Origin of the sequence: Vibrio splendidus (assembly GCF_024347615.1) — a bacterium.
Classification (GTDB): Bacteria; Pseudomonadota; Gammaproteobacteria; order Enterobacterales; family Vibrionaceae; genus Vibrio; species Vibrio splendidus.
The window spans coordinates 3,393,699-3,414,344 of record NZ_AP025508.1 but is presented as its reverse complement, the minus strand read 5'-3'; the positions used below and the strand labels follow the sequence as shown (position 1 = coordinate 3,414,344).

13 protein-coding genes and 10 pseudogenes are annotated in these 20,646 nt (G+C 38.1%); 14 read left to right on the top strand and 9 right to left on the bottom strand.

Annotated features, from left to right (window positions below):
- Positions 1-188: 188 nt before the first annotated feature.
- The 3 genes and pseudogenes from OCU90_RS15215 to OCU90_RS15205 all read left to right on the top strand — a co-directional run bounded on the left by OCU90_RS15215 (position 189) and on the right by OCU90_RS15205 (position 1,943).
- Positions 189-997: pseudogene (locus OCU90_RS15215) on the top strand (restriction endonuclease).
- A 14-nt stretch (positions 998-1,011) separates the two neighbouring features.
- On the top strand, positions 1,012-1,338 hold the full coding sequence (locus tag OCU90_RS15210; RefSeq protein ID WP_061023457.1) for a hypothetical protein: 327 nt from the start codon (positions 1,012-1,014) through the stop codon (positions 1,336-1,338).
- A 446-nt stretch (positions 1,339-1,784) separates the two neighbouring features.
- On the top strand, positions 1,785-1,943 hold the full coding sequence (locus OCU90_RS15205) for a hypothetical protein (protein ID WP_155647279.1): 159 nt from the start codon (positions 1,785-1,787) through the stop codon (positions 1,941-1,943).
- Between the two features lie 64 nt (positions 1,944-2,007).
- On the opposite strand, the gene OCU90_RS15200 is transcribed toward OCU90_RS15205, so the two are convergent.
- Together OCU90_RS15200 and OCU90_RS15195 are read right to left on the bottom strand one after the other, a co-directional pair.
- On the bottom strand, positions 2,008-2,604 hold the full coding sequence (locus OCU90_RS15200; RefSeq protein WP_061023456.1) for a DUF2913 family protein: 597 nt from the start codon (positions 2,602-2,604) through the stop codon (positions 2,008-2,010).
- Between the two features lie 228 nt (positions 2,605-2,832).
- On the bottom strand, positions 2,833-3,126 hold the full coding sequence (locus OCU90_RS15195) for a hypothetical protein (RefSeq protein ID WP_099426165.1): 294 nt from the start codon (positions 3,124-3,126) through the stop codon (positions 2,833-2,835).
- Positions 3,127-4,588: 1,462 nt separating this feature from the next.
- Here OCU90_RS15195 and OCU90_RS15190 point away from each other — a divergent pair.
- On the top strand, positions 4,589-5,383 hold the full coding sequence (locus OCU90_RS15190) for an EAL domain-containing protein (RefSeq protein WP_061023454.1): 795 nt from the start codon (positions 4,589-4,591) through the stop codon (positions 5,381-5,383).
- A gap of 112 nt (positions 5,384-5,495) precedes the next feature.
- Here OCU90_RS15190 and OCU90_RS15185 read toward each other — a convergent pair.
- Together OCU90_RS15185 and OCU90_RS15180 are read right to left on the bottom strand one after the other, a co-directional pair.
- Positions 5,496-6,274: pseudogene (locus tag OCU90_RS15185) on the bottom strand (ISAs1 family transposase); the annotation flags it as partial.
- A 49-nt stretch (positions 6,275-6,323) separates the two neighbouring features.
- Positions 6,324-7,245: pseudogene (locus tag OCU90_RS15180) on the bottom strand (IS5 family transposase).
- A gap of 342 nt (positions 7,246-7,587) precedes the next feature.
- Here OCU90_RS15180 and OCU90_RS15175 point away from each other — a divergent pair.
- Positions 7,588-8,176: pseudogene (locus tag OCU90_RS15175) on the top strand (IS1634 family transposase); the annotation flags it as partial.
- Between the two features lie 55 nt (positions 8,177-8,231).
- Here OCU90_RS15175 and OCU90_RS15170 read toward each other — a convergent pair.
- Positions 8,232-8,444, bottom strand: a pseudogene (locus OCU90_RS15170) (IS3 family transposase); the annotation flags it as partial.
- A gap of 200 nt (positions 8,445-8,644) precedes the next feature.
- On the opposite strand from OCU90_RS15170, the pseudogene OCU90_RS26200 reads away from it, so the two are divergent.
- The 8 genes and pseudogenes from OCU90_RS26200 to OCU90_RS15135 all read left to right on the top strand — a co-directional run.
- A pseudogene (locus OCU90_RS26200) lies at positions 8,645-8,963 on the top strand (transposase family protein); the annotation flags it as partial.
- 2 nt (positions 8,964-8,965) lie between these two features.
- Positions 8,966-9,079: pseudogene (locus OCU90_RS15165) on the top strand (transposase); the annotation flags it as partial.
- 30 nt (positions 9,080-9,109) lie between these two features.
- Positions 9,110-9,333: pseudogene (locus OCU90_RS15160) on the top strand (IS1 family transposase); the annotation flags it as partial.
- Positions 9,334-9,599: 266 nt separating this feature from the next.
- Complete coding sequence (locus OCU90_RS15155; protein ID WP_061023451.1) at positions 9,600-10,130, top strand: fimbrial protein; 531 nt, start codon at positions 9,600-9,602, stop codon at positions 10,128-10,130.
- Between the two features lie 144 nt (positions 10,131-10,274).
- Complete coding sequence (locus OCU90_RS15150; RefSeq protein ID WP_061023450.1) at positions 10,275-12,689, top strand: fimbria/pilus outer membrane usher protein; 2,415 nt, start codon at positions 10,275-10,277, stop codon at positions 12,687-12,689.
- Between the two features lie 22 nt (positions 12,690-12,711).
- Positions 12,712-13,404 (top strand): fimbria/pilus periplasmic chaperone, encoded by a 693-nt coding sequence (locus tag OCU90_RS15145; RefSeq protein ID WP_162267338.1) that lies wholly within the window; start codon positions 12,712-12,714, stop codon positions 13,402-13,404.
- Positions 13,385-14,308, top strand: a complete 924-nt coding sequence (locus tag OCU90_RS15140; RefSeq protein WP_061023446.1) for a fimbrial protein — start codon at positions 13,385-13,387, stop codon at positions 14,306-14,308. The genes OCU90_RS15145 and OCU90_RS15140 overlap by 20 nt, the downstream gene beginning before the upstream one ends.
- Before the next feature lie 11 nt (positions 14,309-14,319).
- Positions 14,320-14,835 (top strand): fimbrial protein, encoded by a 516-nt coding sequence (locus OCU90_RS15135; RefSeq protein WP_061023445.1) that lies wholly within the window; start codon positions 14,320-14,322, stop codon positions 14,833-14,835.
- 522 nt (positions 14,836-15,357) lie between these two features.
- Here OCU90_RS15135 and OCU90_RS15130 read toward each other — a convergent pair.
- Together OCU90_RS15130 and OCU90_RS15125 are read right to left on the bottom strand one after the other, a co-directional pair.
- A pseudogene (locus tag OCU90_RS15130) lies at positions 15,358-16,420 on the bottom strand (IS3 family transposase).
- Positions 16,421-17,433: 1,013 nt separating this feature from the next.
- Positions 17,434-18,355: pseudogene (locus OCU90_RS15125) on the bottom strand (IS5 family transposase).
- A gap of 501 nt (positions 18,356-18,856) precedes the next feature.
- On the opposite strand from OCU90_RS15125, the gene OCU90_RS15120 reads away from it, so the two are divergent.
- Positions 18,857-19,084 carry a hypothetical protein gene (locus OCU90_RS15120; protein WP_061023441.1) on the top strand — a complete coding sequence of 76 codons (228 nt, stop codon included), beginning with the start codon at positions 18,857-18,859 and terminating at the stop codon, positions 19,082-19,084.
- Positions 19,085-19,203: 119 nt separating this feature from the next.
- Here OCU90_RS15120 and OCU90_RS15115 read toward each other — a convergent pair whose 3' ends face one another.
- Together OCU90_RS15115 and OCU90_RS15110 are read right to left on the bottom strand one after the other, a co-directional pair.
- A complete protein-coding gene (locus OCU90_RS15115; protein ID WP_061023439.1) occupies positions 19,204-19,827 on the bottom strand; it encodes a GntR family transcriptional regulator in 624 nt (207 codons plus the stop codon).
- 395 nt (positions 19,828-20,222) lie between these two features.
- Entirely contained in the window at positions 20,223-20,501 is a 279-nt protein-coding gene (locus OCU90_RS15110; RefSeq protein WP_061023437.1) for a helix-turn-helix domain-containing protein, read from the bottom strand.
- Between the last annotated feature and the right edge of the window lie 145 nt (positions 20,502-20,646).

The window sequence follows — 20,646 nt, the reverse complement described above, 5'->3', positions numbered from 1 at the left end:
TAACACATCTAGCAGGATAAGATGTCTTGATCCGTCTTTGAGCCCTTGTAAACGTGTTATGAACAGCCTAATCCAATTCGGGGGTTAGGTGGCACTAATTTGGTGCAGGGCGCCGGGAGCTATTTATTATTCTCACTATCTATCATTTGTGTTTTAATGCACTCAAATGCTTATTGGTAGAGAGTTAAATGGCACGACGTAAAGATGGAATTATATGGCGCTTAATGGATGCTCCATGGTGGCTTAGTGTGTTGCTCGCTGGTGTTATATACCTAGGGCTCTCATATCTATTACCTAGCTTAGCAGCTAGCAGTGATAATTTTATCTTTAACGCTATGGCTCCCAACCTTCCTTTGATGGCCCCCTATTTTACCTTTCTATTTTTACTCCCTGCGCCGATAGCTTTCTTTAAACAGTACAAAAGAAAGCAAAGTTATCTAACGACAAGTTCTCAAATTAAAGTTCGCAAGAACACTTCACCGTTGAATGACTTAAGTTGGATTGAGTTTGAAAGTTACATTGGTGAGTACTTTAAATTTCAAGGATATAAGGTCAAACAATCTTTCTCTCAGAAGCCCGATGGTGGTGTTGATATTTGGCTGACGAAAGAAGGGGAGTTAAGTCTTGTACAATGTAAGCACTGGAAGGCACGTAAAGTAGGCGTACAAGTTCTAAGAGTATGGTCGCTAACAATGCCAGTAAGATGATTATTGTTACATCAGGCGACTTTACTTCAGAAGCGATTGCCTTCGCTGTCGATAAGCGCTTGTGGTTGGTTAACGGTAGTGAACTGGTCCACATGGTCGAAGTTGGACGTAGTTTTCTGGATAAACCAGTAATACCTGAGTCTGAGGCCGTGTCAGCTGTTCAACATAGAGTTTGTCCTAGTTGCCAATCTAAGCTTGTGATGCGTGTTGCTAAAAGGGGCGTTAATTCAGGTAAGAGCTTCTATGGCTGCTCAACTTATCCGAAGTGTCGTTACACCTGTGATTGTTGATATTCAAGGTACAGATGTTACGAGCTATCACTCAGGGCAAATGGGGACTACCAGAAGCACCAAAACGCGCTCCACGAGGTCATTACGATAAGATGGTCGCTATGTTTGAAGCTGACGGTATTGAAGGTGTCACTAAACAAGATTTGGCTAATTCGAAGGGACGTAAGCTACTGGAATCTAAACTGCCTGTAACGCCACGTATGTTGCCACTCATATCATGGTTAGTGCGTAAGTACCCAATGGTCAATATGACATTGATTTTCCATCCTATCGAGGCTGAAGAAGCAGTTTCCATGCTAGAAGAGTACAACCGAGAACATACTGGAAAACTAGTAGCGTAGTATCGCGCAACACTTACAGAGCCAGATTCCGTAAGGGGTCTGGCTTTCTATTTCAGAACTGGTGGTAGCAGTGAGTGGAACGATTGCTGTCATTCTTTGGTTATATTTCAATGCTTTAGCCGTTTTGATTAGACTAGTGATACTGTTGTAATAACGACAGCAATATACATTGCTAAAGACTGTTTCTAAGATTTAGCTCTTAACCCACCAACAACAGTAGTTATAGACCCTACCCCATAACTACGAATCGCATTTACCTCGTTACACTCCTATGCTCATGCAACTTGTTTTGAAATTTAAGGTTTTATTTTCAACCTTTTCCTTACGTGGCTGTGAAAATATTAAGAGTATAATTACACCCCTTCACAGGTAAACGCTGTGCTGTAAGGCGGTGGTCGTTGTTAGCTCAATTTATATAAGAAGAGACCAAAGGATACTGTGTAATAATGTTGATTGATTCAGTTAAGAAAGCCCTTGATAATTTGTCGAATAAAGAGCTTGTGGTGCTAAAGCGCGAAATTGAGCTGAAGTTAAATGAGAAAAGTTCCGGGGAAGCATTGGTGTCAGAAGATGAATTGAATTTTATAAATAACCTCTTCAGGTAACCTTAAATAGTTTATCCTCGATTCAACTGGCTACATGAAATATGATTCATTATGTTTAAATTATTTAGTCTTGTGAATAATGATTACTTCTATGTATTAGTAATTGAACTGTACCTTGTTCATCCTCGCTTTCGACCTCAACACGATATGTTCCTTTAGCTTGTACAGCGTCAATAAGCTCTTTTAATCTAGCTGTTTTAACGGTTATCGTTAAAGGTTTAATTTGCTTATTGTTTTCATCAAACCCTTGCTTTAATCTTTTTTCTTTCATATAGATTACATCGGTTTCTCTTTGGTTACTGCCTTGTTCAAGCAAGGATGGAAACTGGTATTGTTCGAACAAATCTGTCAGCAGTATGTAGAGCTCGTCAGCTTGAGTTAGGTTTGCTTTGTAGTTAAGGCTGATCTGATTCAGTTCCCATAGCTTCTTTTCGAGATTCCCCTTAGCGTTCCTGCCTACCACTAGCATTGCCTTGATGTCTTTTTTACATACCGTAAATTTGGGCATTTTGCTTCGAGATTTTAAGAACTTGATTAAGTAATCGTTTCTTTTCTTGACCGTCCAATAACCTTTCTGGGTTGAAATTTCGAGGTACAAAGCGGTTAAGGAGTTCGTTACTAGCTTCTCAAGCATGTAGTAGTGTTGAAGGTTTTGATTCATAGCGAGCGTTTATTTTCGGTAAAAAATCAGTTTAACAGAAAGAGTCGCTCTAATTTGTACAATAAAAGATCACTTAATTGCATATTTTGAAGCGAGAGCGAGCAAGTGCTCGTTACACTTCTATGTCATTACCTTTCACTTTTTGTACTGTAACGTTTTCAAATACTTCTCAAGGTAAGTCACAAGCATCTTGTGTAGATAGTCCCCCTCAACGCTCTCAGCTACTTTTTAAATAAAGGATACGTTGACAACGTCCCGCAGTCTTGCATATTTAATTAAGGTTTGTGTTGATATTTTGTGCTTTATCGCTACCTCTTCTTTAGATTGAAAATTGCCTGATGTATAGTCTAAGAGAGCTTGGTTGAGGCGCTCTTTTGATATTTTGGGCTGATGGTTGATGACATTACTTGTATTGTAATTGGTGCGCTCTCTAGACCTCGCATGCTTACTCCAGCGAGTTAATTCTTTTAACCTAGTTTGATTGGTATCGTCAGATGTAGAATTTTCTTTATATTTTTTCATAACAGCTACGCATAGGTATGGAAAAGATATATTAATTTTAACTAACTAAAGCTTTTTATACCATCATCCGGGGGTAAATCTATCGTGAATATCCCCACATCCGCGAACCGGACACAAACCCTAAATAAGAGTTACTAATAGGGATTTTGGCCGTTTTCCGGTTATGCTTCACTTAATTGATAAGATATTGACCAATGGTATGTGATTTTTTGAATTGGTATTTAATTTCTATAAGTCAAACGTTGTGCCTTAACTGGGGTGATGTAAATTAATCAACGAAACATGTTGTTTATCTTACTGTGCGTGACTGCTTTGTGAGAATAGTTCATTTCAAATGGATTTGAATACTTGCTGTTTCGATATACTTGAATAGCCATCTCTTCGGAGGTGGCTTTTTCATTTCTGGGATAAATTAAAAATACAAGCTGTTGAAAATAAACAATAAAAATTCAAATTATCAAGTCGTACCATGTTTCAATAGAATATGTAAATGCTCCTATTTACATCTAAATCCTTTCTTGCGTAAAAGATACCTATCGATTTATTGCATAGGCACTACTTCGTTCATGAGTAGTGCTATTTTTTTATCTTACATTCAGCAACCAAAGTCATATAGAAATGATTCCGATGAAGAATATCTAATCCTTAGCCCAATACCTAGACAAACTCAATGCTGAGATAAAAATAGAATCAGACCAAGCTAAATTAGCTCTCCTGCACCAAGAACGTAACGAGATTGAGGTTAAGGCTAATGCTTTTGAGGCTAAGCTGTACGAGAAACATAACTAGATAGTTCCAATTAGTGATAGATGCTCATAACCCCATCATCCCTCTCAACCCCATCAATTCCAATCACCACCACTGAAACTCTCGAAACCAGCCCTAAGTTCATGGGTTGATATTCATATTAGACTCGGTAATACCAAGGCTAGAACCCATTACAGCATGAATCACGTATGAATTTGGGCGAGAAGTTAGGTTAGCGAATGGTGGTTCCTTAACCGGACACGAAACCTACACAGTAATTACTTATAGCGTGGCGTCCTATTTTGTCTAAAAAATAACCATCTTGGCATGGAGTTGGTGGTGAACTGAATTCGTCTTGGCTTGGTGTCGCGGTTATGTGGGACGAATGAGTTATAGCGCGATGAGTTGAGAGTTTCCGAAGTTGGGTATCGGGAATTGGAATCTGGGCTAAGGTGGAAACCCTTGGTTGATATGGGAACTTTGAAAATGATGCTGTTTTTCGTCGAACGTAACTAAACTAATAAATAACTCTGCTAAGAGATCCGATTTAAATATGATTTACCCTAGTAGTGAATGGTGGATAATTGAATGCGTATGAATTTCTATAAGTCTATGCGAGTGATGGATAACCTAAACATAATTAGGGTTAGGTTGTCATGTTGAAATTCTCCCTCTTATTTTCAAGTTTTATTGCTCATTAAGGCGACAATGGAGCATGTTTTCACCAGGTTTTTTTGGTTTGGTTAAATTTAGTACTCAAGACTTATCCTACATAGTTGAATTTGATAGTTATATTATACGCAGTGCTTTTCAAGCCATTATTGCTTCCGACGGTGAAGTGTTTGGTTATGAAGCGTTATCACGTATTCAGTGCAGAGATACAGGGCAGGCTATTCGTCCCGATATTTTCTTTAATGCGGTGGATAAGTTGGAAAAATTCCGAGGGATTCTTTTTGAGATCAATCGATGTCACCTGATGACGTTTCGATTGAGTAAGTTTTACTCCCCTCATATGAAGTTATTTCTTAATCTTCCTCCTGACTTTTTCGATAGACTCATCAAAGATAAATATACCATTTACCTTTTTAAAGGGTTACTTTCTGCTTATGGATTTTCTCCTGATGATGTTATAGCTGAAGTTACGGAGGCTCATGCTTTAGATGATAAGAAGTTAGCCCAGGGCGTTGAATTTATGTCTGATGGTGAATTTAATATTGCGATCGATGACTTTGGTGATGAGGGTTCGACATTGGAGAGAGTTGAGTCGTGTAGACCACATATAGTGAAAATAAGTCGTCATCTTTACCTAGGAAATATGGAGAATAATCAGAGTTACTTGGTAGGGTTGATTGATTATTTCCACAATATAGGTGTGAAAGTGGTTATTGAAGGGATAGAAGAACCTTCTCACATTGGAATTTTAAAGGAGATGGGAGTAGATTTCTTTCAAGGGTTCTTATTTCACAAGCCTGAGCTGGTTGAACTATTAGATGTTGAAGATGCTTGCTAGGTTGATTGTTTTTACTTTCTTTCTTTGGTAGTTAGTGCTTTATGTGTGTGTGGAAAGTTATTTATACCTAATTAACTTGAAGATGTTTGCTGGAGAGCTCGAAAATTATTATTTATTCGATACGTCGAAGATACAGGGCTACCGTATGAATGCCTAGTTTTTTCACCACCTGACTAAAGCCAGCACTTAATACTGTATCTAGTCTGGCTGTATTCATCATGCATCGCTTTTGCTTCCCAATAATGCTTAGCTTGGTTGACTTTTCTCGGATCATGTTCAAGCTCATATGATGTAAGCAAGACAATTTTTTGGACCATGATCTTTGTATATCTGGAACACATCTTCACTCATACTGACATCAAGCACTCAGTGCATGGACTCTATCCACCAATGCTCTCTAACTGCCATCGCTGCTTGCTCTGCGCTTAGTACTTTAAAACTGATGTAATAGCGATACTCTAGGTCTAGTGCTTTTCCTTTTTCAAGGCGGAAGCTTTCTACCATTATAATACTCTTCAAGTCTTTCCAACGAGAGAAGTTACCTTCAGGTTTGTCGTGTAAAAAAAACATAGCCTTGACGAGACTCTATATGTCCATGCCCTTGTTCAAGACAAGGAGCATCTGCTATGTTTACTCGCTGAGAGGAGAGTGCTTTTTCTATCGCTTGTCGGAGTTTTCCTTGGTTACTCCTTACCGCAAGTAAGTAATCGTCACCTTGCTCGACAATGATTTTAGTAACCTTTGCTTGGTAGGCCATTGCATTAATGGTCACCAGAGCCCCCTTGATATCGAGCAACTTTATCAGTTCAGGGATTGCCGTTATTTCATTACTTTTTTTTGCTCGGTCTTTAACTGTACCCGAGCAAGCTTGTTTGATGACGTGTAAGCGGCTTTGTTTCCTAATTGGATCTCAGATAGAAACGGCCAGTATGGGTAATTATTAGGCTATTTCTATCGTTTTAGGCATACCTAACCCTGTGAGCTTATTCAACGCTTTAATCATGGCGTAGGTTTCACCAACCTGAGCATTATAGTTTCTTAAACTTAATCGCCCACCAAACAGTGTCTTTACACGGAACATAGCCGTCTCTGAAAGTGACCGTTTATGGTAACCGTACTTCTTTTTCCAATGTTTATTTGAGCCGTATAATTTCTGGTAAGCTACCGCCAGATTACGGGGGGGACCTCGCACCCAAAAAAGTAGCACCTTCTCTCGGTGGAATAAGTGGAACAGCTTGTTTAATACGTATGGCTTCGTAGCATTGTCTTGTATCGTAAGCTCCATCACCAGATATCTCATTGATTCTACGACGAGTTTGATTCAGTAAATTAGGAAGAGCTTCACCGTCAGTGACATTCGATAAACTTAACTCAGTCGCAATGATTTCATGAGTGCCAGTGTCTACGGCTAAATGGAGCTTACGCCAAACTTGACGCTTCCCGTCAGTACCATGTTTTTTTACTTTCCATTCACCTTCACCGTAGACCTTTAGCCCTGTTGCATCAATGGCTAAATGCTGTATTGCGCCTCGGGTCTTTGTCTTGAATGACACATTAACCGTTTTGGCTCGTTTACTGATGCATGAATAATGAGGACATGACAACGGGAGTTGAGCGAGTTTGAAAACAGAATCGATGAATCCTTGTAACGCTCTCAACGGCATCGCGAATACTCGTTTAACCATGAGGGCGGTCGTAATGGCTAAGTCACTAAACAATCGAGGTCGACCTCGTTTACCTTGCTTGAGTTGCTTCCACTTTTGAATCGCTTCTTCATCAATCCAGAATGTCAGTGAACCACGATTGATTAGGGCTTGGTTATATTGTTTCCAGTTAGTTGTTCTGTAGCGAGGCTTTGGCATTGCTCTAAGTATGTGAGTGAACTTAGATGATCTGATCGTAGCTTTAAGCATTAGTTCCCTGATTTAGGAAACAAAGCCTTAGTAGTGTTGAGGGTGACTGGAATTACTAACCGAAAAACATGGTAAGGCTTGAGCACTCATCATATGAAAAACTATCTGAAGACAATTCTTTAACATATGAAGTTATATTAAAGGCTGGCGTTAAGTATAAATTTTCATCAGGGGTAATAACGCAAGAATTTGTTTTTTAGACTTACTTGTCCTTCCCTCTTGAATTTCCAGCCACTAAACCACCTACTTCGGTAGGTGGTTATCATACAGTTAGGCTTTGCCCTGAGGGGCACCCTCAGTGCTTTATATGAAGCAGATGTCTCAGCGCTTTACCAAGCGATTACAGAGCATGTCGTTGATAATCTTAGACTTAAAACAGACTCTGACCACCTTGATGTCACTATCTTTCATGTCGATGGTGAATAAGCCCAAAACGAAGATCTTAATGCCATCAAACTGTTAAAAGGCTTCAGCCGAGATCACCGTCTAGAGCTAAACCAAATGGTCCTTGAACTGATCTGTGAAAATCAAGCAAGCCTGCCTGTTTACATGCAAGCCCTCAGTGGCGACATCAATGATGCTTAGGCATTTTCAGAGGTCACCAAGCGACATATTCATTGCCTAAAAGCAGCTCAAAACAGTCGCAACTTCATCGATTATGCCGCTCTATATACCGAAGAAAGTATTCGTTAACTGGATGAGCAACAACAGAAGTTTATTACGCGTGTGCCAATGACTATTAAGTCAGCCAAAGAACCCTTATTGAACTTTGAACCGTGAACCAGAGCAGCTGAGCTGTATCGGCAATGGTTACACGGGTTGTTGGGTTGATGCTGACTATGGCTCGGCATCTCAGAAGTGGTTGTTGGTACATAGTAAGTACCTCGTGCATGCACGGGGGTATCTACCTTGTAAAAAATCCGTGGATTCCATATGCGAAGGAGGTGGCGGCCTTTTCCGTTATCTAACTCTTTAGTTAGCTCAGCCAATTGCCTTTTGACCTTGGCGACTTCAGCTGCGAGCTATCTTTCACGTTGATTGGTACTGGTCTCTTTATTAATTGTCTTACGCTAACCGTAAATCTGAGATTCATGACATCCGAACTGTCTCGTTGTCGCTGCAACACCCACTCTGTCTGATAGCTTCATAGCTTCTGTCTTAAATTCAAGGGGATGTTTAATTCTCTTTTTTTGTTCGTTGTCATTGTTCACTTCGTTTGTGACTGTACTCACTTAACTCAGTGTCTGAAAATTGGTTCATCGCGGATTAACGGGAACTAAAAACAAAAACGGTAGTAAGTGATATGGTTTAGTCGCCAAACAAAAATTATACACAAACTACCGTTTTCATGCCGAATCATACTTTCCTATCTTCATTCTGGGAAGGCTTTAAAATAGTAGAGTCTCACCAGACAGCCTCACTTATTACCCTAACTCTGAGGCGAAATGCTCATGTGGTCTCGAGGCCCAGGCTATCCATGAGTATCAATGGCGTCATGTAAAAGAAGCCATGTTGCTCGGTGTTCCTGTTGAACTTTCCGTGCAAACTCGAAGGATTAAGTGCCGTGAATGCGGCATAAAAACAAAGGCTTTATCTTGGTTGGAGCCTTATGCTCGTATAACGAAGCGCCTAAAAGCTATATAGAACAACTACTGCCTCTTCTTCCTAATTGGAAGGGATAAACAACAAGATAAAGCTAATCAAGCGAATGGGATATGGGTATCGAGATACAGACTACTTCTTCTTGAAAATAAAAGCGGCTTTCCCCGGAAAGCCGCGATGAACCTAAAAATTTTGGGACGGTTCAAAAATTTCCATTCCTTTTTATTGTAAAGAAGACTTCCGTGTTTATTCAGAGAACTTGTCGAGAGAAAAACAAATCATAGGTATGCTGTATAAGCAAAGGAGAGAACGAACCAAGCTCACCTTAAGAATTCGTTTCAAGCGACTCGTTGAAAAACTATCGGTTTCTCCAGATCAGAAGTAATGAACGATAAGGTCATCGGAACCTTTATAGAACGGGAGTTTTATCATTAATCACCACGTTGGAGTTATGACCAATTGTATCACTTCTAGGTGCTTGTTTTATAATGTGTTTTATGAGGGGGAGCCGCACAGTCTGTAGCTTCTTAGCTTAATTATTTTTATGTGCATTGCGTCCCTTATGGTCAGTGCGCGTTGATAAATAATATTGAAAATATAAGCGAAATTATCAATCTGATATGCCAGAAAGGCGATAATTTATTTTCGATTCATAAATCTGTGAATTGTATTAAACATTATTTCAACATATGGAACATTAAATGATTACTAAAACCTCAATTGCTTTAGCACTTTTTTCTTTGGCTGGTTCAGCTCTGGCAAATACAGGTACGACACACTTTATTGGTGCTGTTACTGATACTACATGTGACATCGTTACATCTCAAAATGGACTTGAGGGTAATACAGTTGACCTAGGCACATATACCGTAGCTAATGTTGCTGCAAGTGCATTGACTGTTGATTTCCATCTAGTGGGGAAAAAAACAGATGGTACAAATTGTGAACTTGCAAGCGGAAAGTCAGTAGATATTTCATGGCTGCCGAGTACAGGTACTTGGGCTACAAATGGCCTAAAAAACGCTGGTACGGCTAAAGGTGTCGTAGTAGGTCTTATGGACAATGCTGGTAATAACTTTAGTGCGCTTAAGCAGACTGTTAGCTATGATGACAGTATTGCAGTAGCAGGCAAGTTACCTTTCAAAGCTAAAATAGCAGTAGATGGTACTGGTACTACTATCGAAGCTGGTACTGTGATTTCTTCAGCTAGATTTGCAGTTGCCTACAAGTAATTTTTAAGTAAATTAAAAAATGGTTTTTTTAAAAACTAATTAAAGCTTTAATTCTATGATGTTTATCCCATTCAATTATAGGATAAACATCATAAGTATTATTCTATCACACCATGTAATTTCGTGATTTTATTAATGGTAAAGATGTTTATATTCAAAACCCCAGAAATTCGCACTTGGTCTAAGTTATTTTTACCTGTACTGTTATTATCATCAAATGTTGTCCATTCTCAGGATGATCTAGATTATTCTTTTTTAAATACAGACGGTGGTAATATACCTGAGGTTTTTAAAAACCCTGAAGGAAATGTTTCAGGTGAATATTTTGCTGACGTGTTTTTTAATGGTAAAAACTTAGGTTTATACAGATTTAAAATAAGTAATTTTGAAAGGGAGGAGCTTTGCCTTAAAAAACCTTGGTTGAAATCAACGAATGCACCTATAAAATATCATGAAATAGACGTGTTACTAGATTCAAAAAATGATTGCTATGTTTTAAGTAAAATTGACGGTGGGTTTTCAAAATTTGACTATACAACCCAGAGATTAATCTTACAATTACCTCAAGTTCTTACCTTAGAAGAAGAAGATATAGAAGATAATTGGGATTTTGGCGATGATGGATTTCGGTTAAATTATTATTTAAACGGGAATAAGAGTTTTTCTAAACATGGCCAAAAAGATTACGATGACATTCATGGTGTCTTAGATTTTAACGCCAATGTTGACCGTTGGGTTCTTTCAGGTAAGGCTAGCGGTAATCAATCAAGAGGAATTAAATCTCCTGATCTAACTTTATCTACAGCCATACAACCAATTAGGGGTGACTTCAGTATAGGTAAGTCCTTTACTAGGAGCTCTCTGATTGACAATTTTTCTTTTTATGGAATCGCTCTTAACTCGAACCAGTTGATGAAAAGCTCATTTAGTTCAGGATATGCTCCTATAATTGAAGGTACTCTAAATACCAATGCTAAGGTAACCGTAGTTCAAGGCAAGTATACTTTATATTCACGAAACCTCCCAGCTGGGCCATTTCGTTTGGATAATATATCAACGGTATCAAATGGCGAGTTAATTCTTAATATTGAAGAAGATAATGGAAGTGTAACAAGGCGGGTTTATCCGGTAAATATTTTACCAAATTTATTGCGTTCGAGTGAAATTAACTATAGTTTTGCAACTGGTGTTCGAGAAGAGTCGAGTAACATCTATGGTACTTTTGGTATGGCATCTATGGATTATGGCTTCGATTTAGGTACCGCCAGTCTTTCTTCTGTTATACATAGCAATTATAAGAGTATTGGATCTTCGTTTACTGTTCCCCTGGGGATGCTAGGTGTAATATCGAGTGGTTTTAACTTATCAAAAAGCAGTTATGATAGCCCGTTATTAAACCCTAGAGGTTTGACTCATCAAACTGGTGTTAGCTTTTCTTTAAAATATGCCAAATATTTTGGGCAAGATACGAATGTACAACTATTAAGCTATCAATACACAGGTGAAGGGTATGAGGATTTTGCAACATTCAACCCTTCAACATCGTTCTTATACACTGAAAAAAGTAATCGATATGAAGCGATAATAGAGCAAAATATTGGTTTTGCTCATTTGAATTTATCCGCTTGGGCACAAGAGTACAGAGGTATAAGTAGGCGAGATGCAGGCATAAATGCTTCATTTTCTAAGAGCTTTTCCGGAGGGATATCAGCAGGTCTCAACGGTTCTTATTCTGAAGTTTATAATTTGGGCAGTCAATATTCCGCCGGTATAAATGTTAGTGTCCCACTAGACATCTTTAGCGATAAAAGTGGATTTTTAAACAGTGGAGTTACACATGATTCCTCTAGCGGTAGTTCATTTAACGCCGGATTAACACTTGCAAGTGAAGATAATATATCACACAACGTAAATGTTAGTACTAATAAGCATGGTACTTCATCAAGTTTGTATACAGGCATTCGGTTCGACAACTTACAAACAGGTTGGTCAATATCTGATAGTCCTAATTCGACATCTTTGTCGGCAAGTGCTTCTGGTGTTATTGCTGGTTCAAGAGATTTGGGGGTTGCCTACTCTAGTCAACAAAGCGATACACTAGCTATTGCTCAGATAAAAGGTATTGATAATGTTACATTTAATGGGTCCAATCCAACAAATTCTTGGGGTAATGCTATAGTACCATTAACTCCGTATCAGGTTAACAATCTTAAAATTGACACAAAAAATATTCCAAACAACATTCAGTTGAAAGAGAGTAAACATATTTTTACACCAACAGGAAAATCTATTGTTGCTAGGAAATTTAGTTACATGCCTGTTGACCGATATTTATTAAGGATATTTGATAAAAATGGGGATACATTGCGCTTTGGAACTAAAGTTGAAAGTGATACAGGGGTTAGTGTTGGATTTATATCGGACAATGGTGTTTTGGTGGCTTCTCTAGCTTCTGATTCTGAATATTTAAAAGTTAACAATAAATTTGGGAGCTGTGTTTTAGATATATCAGAAATAAAGCCAGGAACCATGAAGTTAGAACATGTCACCTGTATTTAATAAAATTAACAAGAGACTACTAATGAAAATTAAAATTAATTATTTAGCATTTATTTTACTAAGCATATTATCCCAACCAACATTAGCTGCTTTCATTTTAGATGGTACGAGATTTATTTATGATGAAGAGAAAGAAAATATTTCAATAGATATTACCAACCAATCAAAATTTATGTATGGTAGTCAAGTTTGGGTGGAAAATATTAGCTCACCTAAGTCAGATGTTTCATTTATACCGATGCCATCATTTTCAAAAATTAATGGTGGAGATAGTCAGGTAGTACGTATAGCACGAGTTAGTAATGACCAACCTAAAAATAGAGAATCTATATATTGGTTAAATATTCAGGAAATACCATCTGCAAATAAGAATCCTAATAACTCAATGGTTATTGCAATACATACAAAAGTAAAACTTATTTATCGTCCGGATGTATTACGTAATGGTCGAAAAGATGCAGAATTGAAAATGCGTTTAATAGACGAAAATGGTGTCACTTTTTTAGAAAATACTACACCTTATTACTTCTCAATATCCTCACTAAAATTGAACGATGTTGATATTGAATCCACCCAAGAAGTAAGTGAAAGTCTTAGTATTTTTAAGCCATTTAGTAAGGTTAAGCTAGAAGGTGTTACTTTACAACCTTCTTCAAAGTTAACTTTTGAATCCATAGATGATTTTGGTGCTTTTAATGAATATAGTATTTATTAACTCATTTTGTTTAAAATTTCTTCTTATTTTTTTTGCTTTTTGGTCTGGTTTAAGTTCGGCTAATGTTATAATCGAAGCCTCGCCAGGAGATACCTTTAACGCTTTTTTTGATCAACAATACAATAAAACGAATGTGTACAGCAATCATTCCGGAGTGTGTCTAGGTTTCGGAAACTTTAGAAACACGGCATTCTGGTCTGCGCCCTGTCCTTTGCCAAGCAAAGTCACTGATCCAAACGGGATTATAGCTGAAATGTTTAATGCTGATGCTTCAGCATATACTACTACCCCTTGGTCATCAGTTTCTATTAATATTTTAAATGGTAGAAAAGATTTTTGTACAACTGGAGCTACTTGTGGTGATAATTATGCTGTAGATCCTTTAAATACGCCTGGAGGTAAGTACTATAATGTTAGCACTAACATTTCGTTTGTTAGATTTACATTGCCAAGTACGCTTGCTCCCGGTAGGTACCGTAAAAAATTAACCCTAGGGGTTATATCCGATGATTGGTGGAATCAGGTAGGCAATCAGGATATCCAAATCGTAGTAAGAAATAATACTTGTACTCTAACTGATCAATCAATAGATATGGGTAAAATTCCAATGCGGGGCTCCACGACTCGACCGTTTGATTTAGACCTAACTTGTACTGACGGTGATTCAACAAGATCAAAATTACCCCACGGTGCTAGCTTAGTATATCAAAATCTGTCAAATTCAGGGGAAAATACAAATTTATCAAATGTTGATATTATCTTGAAAGATAGCTCTGGTTCAAAAATATATCCGCTTGATCCATTTACAGATTTCAAAGGGCTCCAGATTCAAGTAAAAGCAAAGGATCGTGCAGAGCTCGGCACCTTACAAGTTCGATTAGCTTTTACGCTTACATATTCGTGAGATAGGTGGGTATGAAATTTTTAAAAATATCTGTTTTAGTTATAGTCTGCTTATTATCAAAAGCTGCTCTAGCCAAGACTACCAGTTCCGTAGTGAGTGTTACTGGTGAAGTTGTTGGTCCGACGTGTTCAATAAATAATGGTACAGGACTAGATCAAACCATAGATATGGGAACTTATTCTGTATCGGAAGTAACCACTGGTTCAGGATCACCTGTAGATGTCCCAATTTTAATTGATTGTAGTTCTTCACCCGTACGTAGTAGAGGTATAAGATTGGACGTAAAAAATATACATGATTTGACTTCGCAACCGGGTATACTCAAAACTAGTTTGAATGGTGTATTTATTAGGTTAAAGTGGAGAGAAGATAATACGTTAGTATATAGATCTAAGTATTTTAATAACGTTACGGGTAACGAATTATATAACGCATCAATTATAGCAAATGTGATAGGTATTTCGCCTATTCCTGTAGCTAAAGGTTCTTTCCGAAGTAAATTAGTTTTATCAGTTGAGTATATTTGAAAAAAAGTCAGCCTACACTTTATTAATACCCTCAGAGCGATTGATCTATTTGATTGTTCATTAATCATGTCGGAGCCCTGTTCCAGTTCCAGAAGTATTGTCGTTTGGGGGGCAGACTGGCTATACCAGTCATTGTAAATGATACAGCAATGGCTGGTACGCTTTTTCAGCTTTTAGACAAGGTCTTAAGCGTTTCTGTAAAGGGTAACACTGTTCATTTAAGCATTTTACTGAATAGTTAAATTATCCTATAAATGGTTGATAATACCTTTAAGTAATTTTTTCAAGTGTATTTTTCACGCCGTCACAATATTAATCGATGTTGACGATTTTGCTAATCCAGCATCTCTTTATTTGTTACAAAAAGACCTTCTGCTAGGTTCGATATACCAAGCTGTATCTGAAAAGAAGTGGGCCCCAATTTTTGGTCACATAAGCTAATATCTCAAGTGGTTGATGCAGCTCATGCAGCGTATCTCTGCCTACCAAAGTAGGCTTCATCGGGTTGGGTTCATTGAGTGCCTATTGATCACGCTCCTCATTATAAAACACCATGTAGTGGCCGAATTCAAGCTCTGCTTCTCGGGGTGTTGTGCAAGCTTTCAAGTAAACTTCCTCATATTTCAGGCTTCTCTAAAATCGCTCGATGAAAACATTGTCGACCGGCGTCCTTTCCCATCCATACTTATCCTGACTCCATGGTCGATTAGCTTCTGTGTGAATTCGGTGCTGGTAAACTGACTGCCTTGTTCTGAGTTGAAGATATCTGGCGGTCCATAATGTTTAAGCGCGTCTTCAAGGGCTTCGATACAAAAGATCGTGTCCATCGTGTTGGATAGCTACCAAGATAGCACCTTCCGGCTATACCAGTCGATAATGGCGACTAAATACAGGAATCACTTAACCATCGGGATATACGTGATGTCAATCGCCCAAGCTTGATTCGGGTAAGTGACTTCGATATCACGCAAAAGGTAGGGATAAACCTTGTGTGCTTTGTTTGCTAGGGTCGTTCGAGGCTTGGGGTAAATAGCCCCAATGCCCATGTCTCGGATGAGCCGAACGACACGTTTACGATTAACGTTATGACCTTTTTTAGCCAACTCATTTCGAATGCGTCTGCTCCCCATGAACGGATACTGAAGGTGAATTTCGTCAATCATGCGGCGTAGTTCAATCCCTTCAGCAGAGAGTCTTATGGGTTGATAGTAAGAAGTAGAGCGAGCAATACTGAGAAGTTCACACTGGCGTTTTATTGGCAATTGGGTGGATTTGGCCAGCGAGCTCTTTCGCTGGGCTCGGTCTAACGACCGAGCTCTTTGGCCAAAAAATCATTTTCCATGGTCAATTGACCAATCTTGGCGTGCAGTTTATCCACTTCTTCAGAGCTGTCCTTGCCTGACTGGCTTTCAGAGGTAAAAATCATGGCTGCATTTTCGAGCAGCTCTTTTTTCCATGTAGAGATTTGGTTAGCGTGAAGGTTGTATTTCTGAGCTAATTCAGCGACAGTTTTATCACCACTAGCAACATCAAGCGCCACCTTAGCTTTAAATTCGGGTGAGTGATTTCTACGTTTTCTAGTCATAATCTGTTCCAGTATTTTTAGGTACTATACAAACAGAGCAATCACTTAAAGTCATGTCCGAAAATTGGGGGGCATTTCTTCGGCGTCTTTATTGAACGAAGTATTATTAATCACAAGGTTAGAGTCATGCCCCGAATAAGTGATATTTATAAAGCTGATGGGGTATATTATCCAGATTGGGGATACCTTAAGTAAAATAATTTCGCCTGTTAGTAATATTCAACCGTTAACACGTAACCAATGACCAATGGATCAGGTTCATTAGCTGATGTAAGGCTTTTTTTTCCGTAGACAGGTTGTTTTGCTATCTTGCTAGGAACACATTTTTTTTGAGGACGACATAGTTTTTAGTGTTATCTTGTCAATGGGACAAGGAGATTCTACAATAGACCCTGAAAATGTTACGGTACTTTGACTCGCATAAGATTTCTCACTGGCCAGGGCACCGAGGAACAATGTAAAAGATATTATTATTTTATTCATTTGAAACCCTTTTATTAATGGCTCTTGTTTTTAATAAAACTAGTCATACAAATGGAAATAGTCAAATTACGGTTCGTTGACTATCATTGTTACATGATTCGGCTTTGATGTGTTGAACGCACCAACCTTCGAGCGTTGTTGTACTAAACTAATAGTACAACCATTGAGAACAGGAGTAACATGTATGTCTATTAAGTTGTCGGTATCGATACAACAAAAATCTCTTTCAAGTTTGTGCGTTGAGTACTGATGGACAACCTTTTTCAAACAGAAAAATAAAGCGAGACAGGCTTCTTGATACTATTCGTCAACTATTTGAGCAAACTGCTCTTGAGATATAATCATGTGCACTTCTCATCATTGGGGTAGAATATGTGAAGAGCTGGGATGTATTTGGGTGTGCACTAAATTCAATTATCACCGATGATGGAGAAGTCAAAATCGACGTCCCTCGCGACCGTGAAGCTAGCTTGAACGGCTTTGTTGCGTAATTCGGACAGAAAATCAAACAGCCCGAGATTGAGCAATTATTAAACATCACACTGAATTTCAGGCATACCAAGCCCTGTAAGCTTGTTCAGCGCTTTAATCATGGCGTAGGTTTCACCAACCTGAGCATTATAGTTTCTTAAACTTAATCGCCCACCAAACAGTGTCTTTACACGGAACATAGCCGTCTCTGAAAGTGACCGTTTATGGTAACCGTACTTCTTTTTCCAATGTTTATTTGAGCCGTATAATTTCTGGTAAGCTACCGCCAGATTACGGGGGGGACCTCGCACCCAAAAAAGTAGCACCTTCTCTCGGTGGAATAAGTGGAACAGCTTGTTTAATACGTATGGCTTCGTAGCATTGTCTTGTATCGTAAGCTCCATCACCAGATATCTCATTGATTCTACGACGAGTTTGATTCAGTAAATTAGGAAGAGCTTCACCGTCAGTGACATTCGATAAACTTAACTCAGTCGCAATGATTTCATGAGTGCCAGTGTCTACGGCTAAATGGAGCTTACGCCAAACTTGACGCTTCCCGTCAGTACCATGTTTTTTTACTTTCCATTCACCTTCACCGTAGACCTTTAGCCCTGTTGCATCAATGGCTAAATGCTGTATTGCGCTTCGGGTCTTTGTCTTGAATGACACATTAACCGTTTTGGCTCGTTTACTGATGCATGAATAATGAGGGCATGACAACGGGAGTTGAGCGAGTTTGAAAACAGAATCGATGAATCCTTGTAACGCTCTCAACGGCATCGCGAATACTCGTTTAACCATGAGGGCGGTCGTAATGGCTAAGTCACTAAACAGTCGAGGTCGACCTCGTTTACCTTGCTTGAGTTGCTTCCACTTTTGAATCGCTTCTTCATCAATCCAGAATGTCAGTGAACCACGATTGATTAGGGCTTGGTTATATTGTTTCCAGTTAGTTGTTCTGTAGCGAGGCTTTGGCATTGCTCTAAGTATGTGAGTGAACTTAGATGATCTGATCGTAGCTTTAAGTATTAGTTCCCTGATTTAGGAAACAAAGCCCGTGTAAGCACTGAACATATAGATGGTACTCGCTCTATCTTTTCGATTTTATGAGCCTCGAAGAGTTTCCCGTCGACGATAAACCGGACACAAACCCTAAATAAGAGTTACTAATAGGGATTTTGGCCGTTTTTCGGTTGTGTTTTGTTTAATTGATAAGATATTGACCAGTGGTATGTGATTTTTTGAATTGATATTTAATTTCTATAAGTCGAGCATTGTGTCTTAACTGGGTTGATGTAGATTGAATAGCGAAACATGTTGTTATCTTGATATCTTACTGTGCGTGACTGCTTTGTGAGAATAGTTCATTTCAAATGGATTTGATTACTTGCTGTTTCGATATACTTGAATGGCCATCTCTTCGGAGGTGGCTTTTTCATTTCTGGTACGTCTGTGCGTGTAAAATAAAGGTGTTGTTTTTTGAAAAAAGAAATTATGCTCTCTAATGATGAAATTGAAACGTTGGATGATGATGGAAAGCTTCTCTATATAAACTTCCTTCAGGAGGCTCTTCAGGAGCATCAGGTTGTTATACAGGCATCCGCAAAGTTAGTGACTTTGGTTTTAGCCGGAGCTCTTGCGCTAATGACTGTAGCCTTTGCCATATTATGTGTAGTGGTTATCGAGTGGAGCTTAGAGTTTCTCTAATTAGTCGATAGTGAATGATAATTTCTATACTTCGACATGTGCGGATGTGTAGTAATTCGACCTGATTCTTAAACAATACCTACATATGATTTATATAGGTATTGTTTTTCAGATAGGAGCTATGATTTTTCAACAATTACCATATTGACAATTCTCTCACTTTTGTCTAGGTGGGTTAATATTTTACCTATTAATCCATCTACATTGTCGTCAATCACAAAATCCAGTAGCGTATGATAGTCATCTCTAGATAAAAGTACATCCTCACCATGTAATAAGGCAAAATATTGATATCTAAATACTCTGGATAATGTTTCGAGTAATATTTCAGATAAAGTGCATTTAGAGCCCCCAAGTAACCATTTGTATAGGTTGTGTTGGTTTACTAAGCAATCGTATGTTTCGGTATCTTCTTTTCTGCCTTTATATAATGGGAACTTACTAAAGATATCAAGCTTCCAACTTTCATAGTTTTCATGAACTGAGTCTTCAATTATTTTTGGTAAGAGACTTTTCAGTAGAAAGTGTAAGCCTGATGATGTTGATGTTGTTAGTTTTGGAAGTAGAACTTTTCTCCCTTGGCCTTTGGTAAGTATTTTATTGTGTGTTAATTCTTTGAGAGCGTCCCTGGTCGGCGATAGCCCCTTACTGTAATGGTTGCTAATGTTGAGAACACTTATGTATTCGCCACTTTGAAATTTGTTTTTATTGATATCTGTGAGGATTAATTGATAAATTTTCATTTTTTGTAAATTGTATGTGTTTGCATAAACTGTATTAGGGTGTAGATGTTGGGTTGAAATTTTATCTGATTTAATCAAATTGCAGGTGGTTGGTTTTTGAATAAGTGCCCGTATTTTTCAGCATTAACATATGTTAATGCTGATAATAAACTGCACATTGAATATTTTAGATTGCTTTTATTTTTCTTACATGGCACTACTTAATTTCTGTTGTGAGTAGTGCAATTTTTTACCTATCTAGATATTAAGCCATTGAACCAAGGTCATACAGAAATGATTCCGATGAAAAACATTCAATCCTTAGTGCTACGTCTGGAAAGATTTCAACGCTGAGATAGAAGTAGAGATAGTGAAGTTAGAGCTTCTGCATAAGTACTACCCCATAGAGTATATGATTATATTTTTTTCCTTTTCCTTTTCCTTTTCCTTTTCCTTTTCCTTTTTAATGCTTCTTCCAGTCTTTTTTTGTAAACACTTCTGCTTACCCCTAGCATTTTTGCTGCTTTACTCTGATTTCCGTAAGTGTGAACTATTAGTGTAAGGTAAAGAGTATCCATTGTATCTCTGATGACTCCATCCATCTTAGGAAATGCACCATTCTTAATCACTTCTTCTTGTAATATAGCTTCAATACTTTTTTTAATAATGGGTTTGTGGAATATATTTTCTTTCATTGTATATCAATTATTAATCATCATTATTGCATGATCTTCTAGCCTTTGTTTTTTTTTTGATTATTGTTGTGTTATTTTAAATTTTAATTGATATGAGCAAGCCGATTTATATCCAGTGAAAAAATAGGAGTTTAATGCTAGATAG

Bases quoted from the DNA above. Each gene is read 5' to 3' on its own strand.
- OCU90_RS15115 (WP_061023439.1), bottom strand. From the start codon at position 19,827: ATGAAAATTTATCAATTAATCCTCACAGATATCAATAAAAACAAATTT.
- OCU90_RS15150 (WP_061023450.1), top strand. From the start codon at position 10,275: ATGTTTATATTCAAAACCCCAGAAATTCGCACTTGGTCTAAGTTATTT.
- OCU90_RS15195 (WP_099426165.1), bottom strand. From the start codon at position 3,126: ATGAAAAAATATAAAGAAAATTCTACATCTGACGATACCAATCAAACT.
- OCU90_RS15200 (WP_061023456.1), bottom strand. From the start codon at position 2,604: ATGAATCAAAACCTTCAACACTACTACATGCTTGAGAAGCTAGTAACG.
- OCU90_RS15190 (WP_061023454.1), top strand. From the start codon at position 4,589: ATGTTTTCACCAGGTTTTTTTGGTTTGGTTAAATTTAGTACTCAAGAC.
- OCU90_RS15110 (WP_061023437.1), bottom strand. From the start codon at position 20,501: ATGAAAGAAAATATATTCCACAAACCCATTATTAAAAAAAGTATTGAA.
- OCU90_RS15145 (WP_162267338.1), top strand. From the start codon at position 12,712: ATGAAAATTAAAATTAATTATTTAGCATTTATTTTACTAAGCATATTA.
- OCU90_RS15135 (WP_061023445.1), top strand. From the start codon at position 14,320: ATGAAATTTTTAAAAATATCTGTTTTAGTTATAGTCTGCTTATTATCA.
- OCU90_RS15140 (WP_061023446.1), top strand. From the start codon at position 13,385: ATGAATATAGTATTTATTAACTCATTTTGTTTAAAATTTCTTCTTATT.
- OCU90_RS15210 (WP_061023457.1), top strand. From the start codon at position 1,012: ATGTTACGAGCTATCACTCAGGGCAAATGGGGACTACCAGAAGCACCA.
- OCU90_RS15205 (WP_155647279.1), top strand. From the start codon at position 1,785: ATGTTGATTGATTCAGTTAAGAAAGCCCTTGATAATTTGTCGAATAAA.
- OCU90_RS15155 (WP_061023451.1), top strand. From the start codon at position 9,600: ATGATTACTAAAACCTCAATTGCTTTAGCACTTTTTTCTTTGGCTGGT.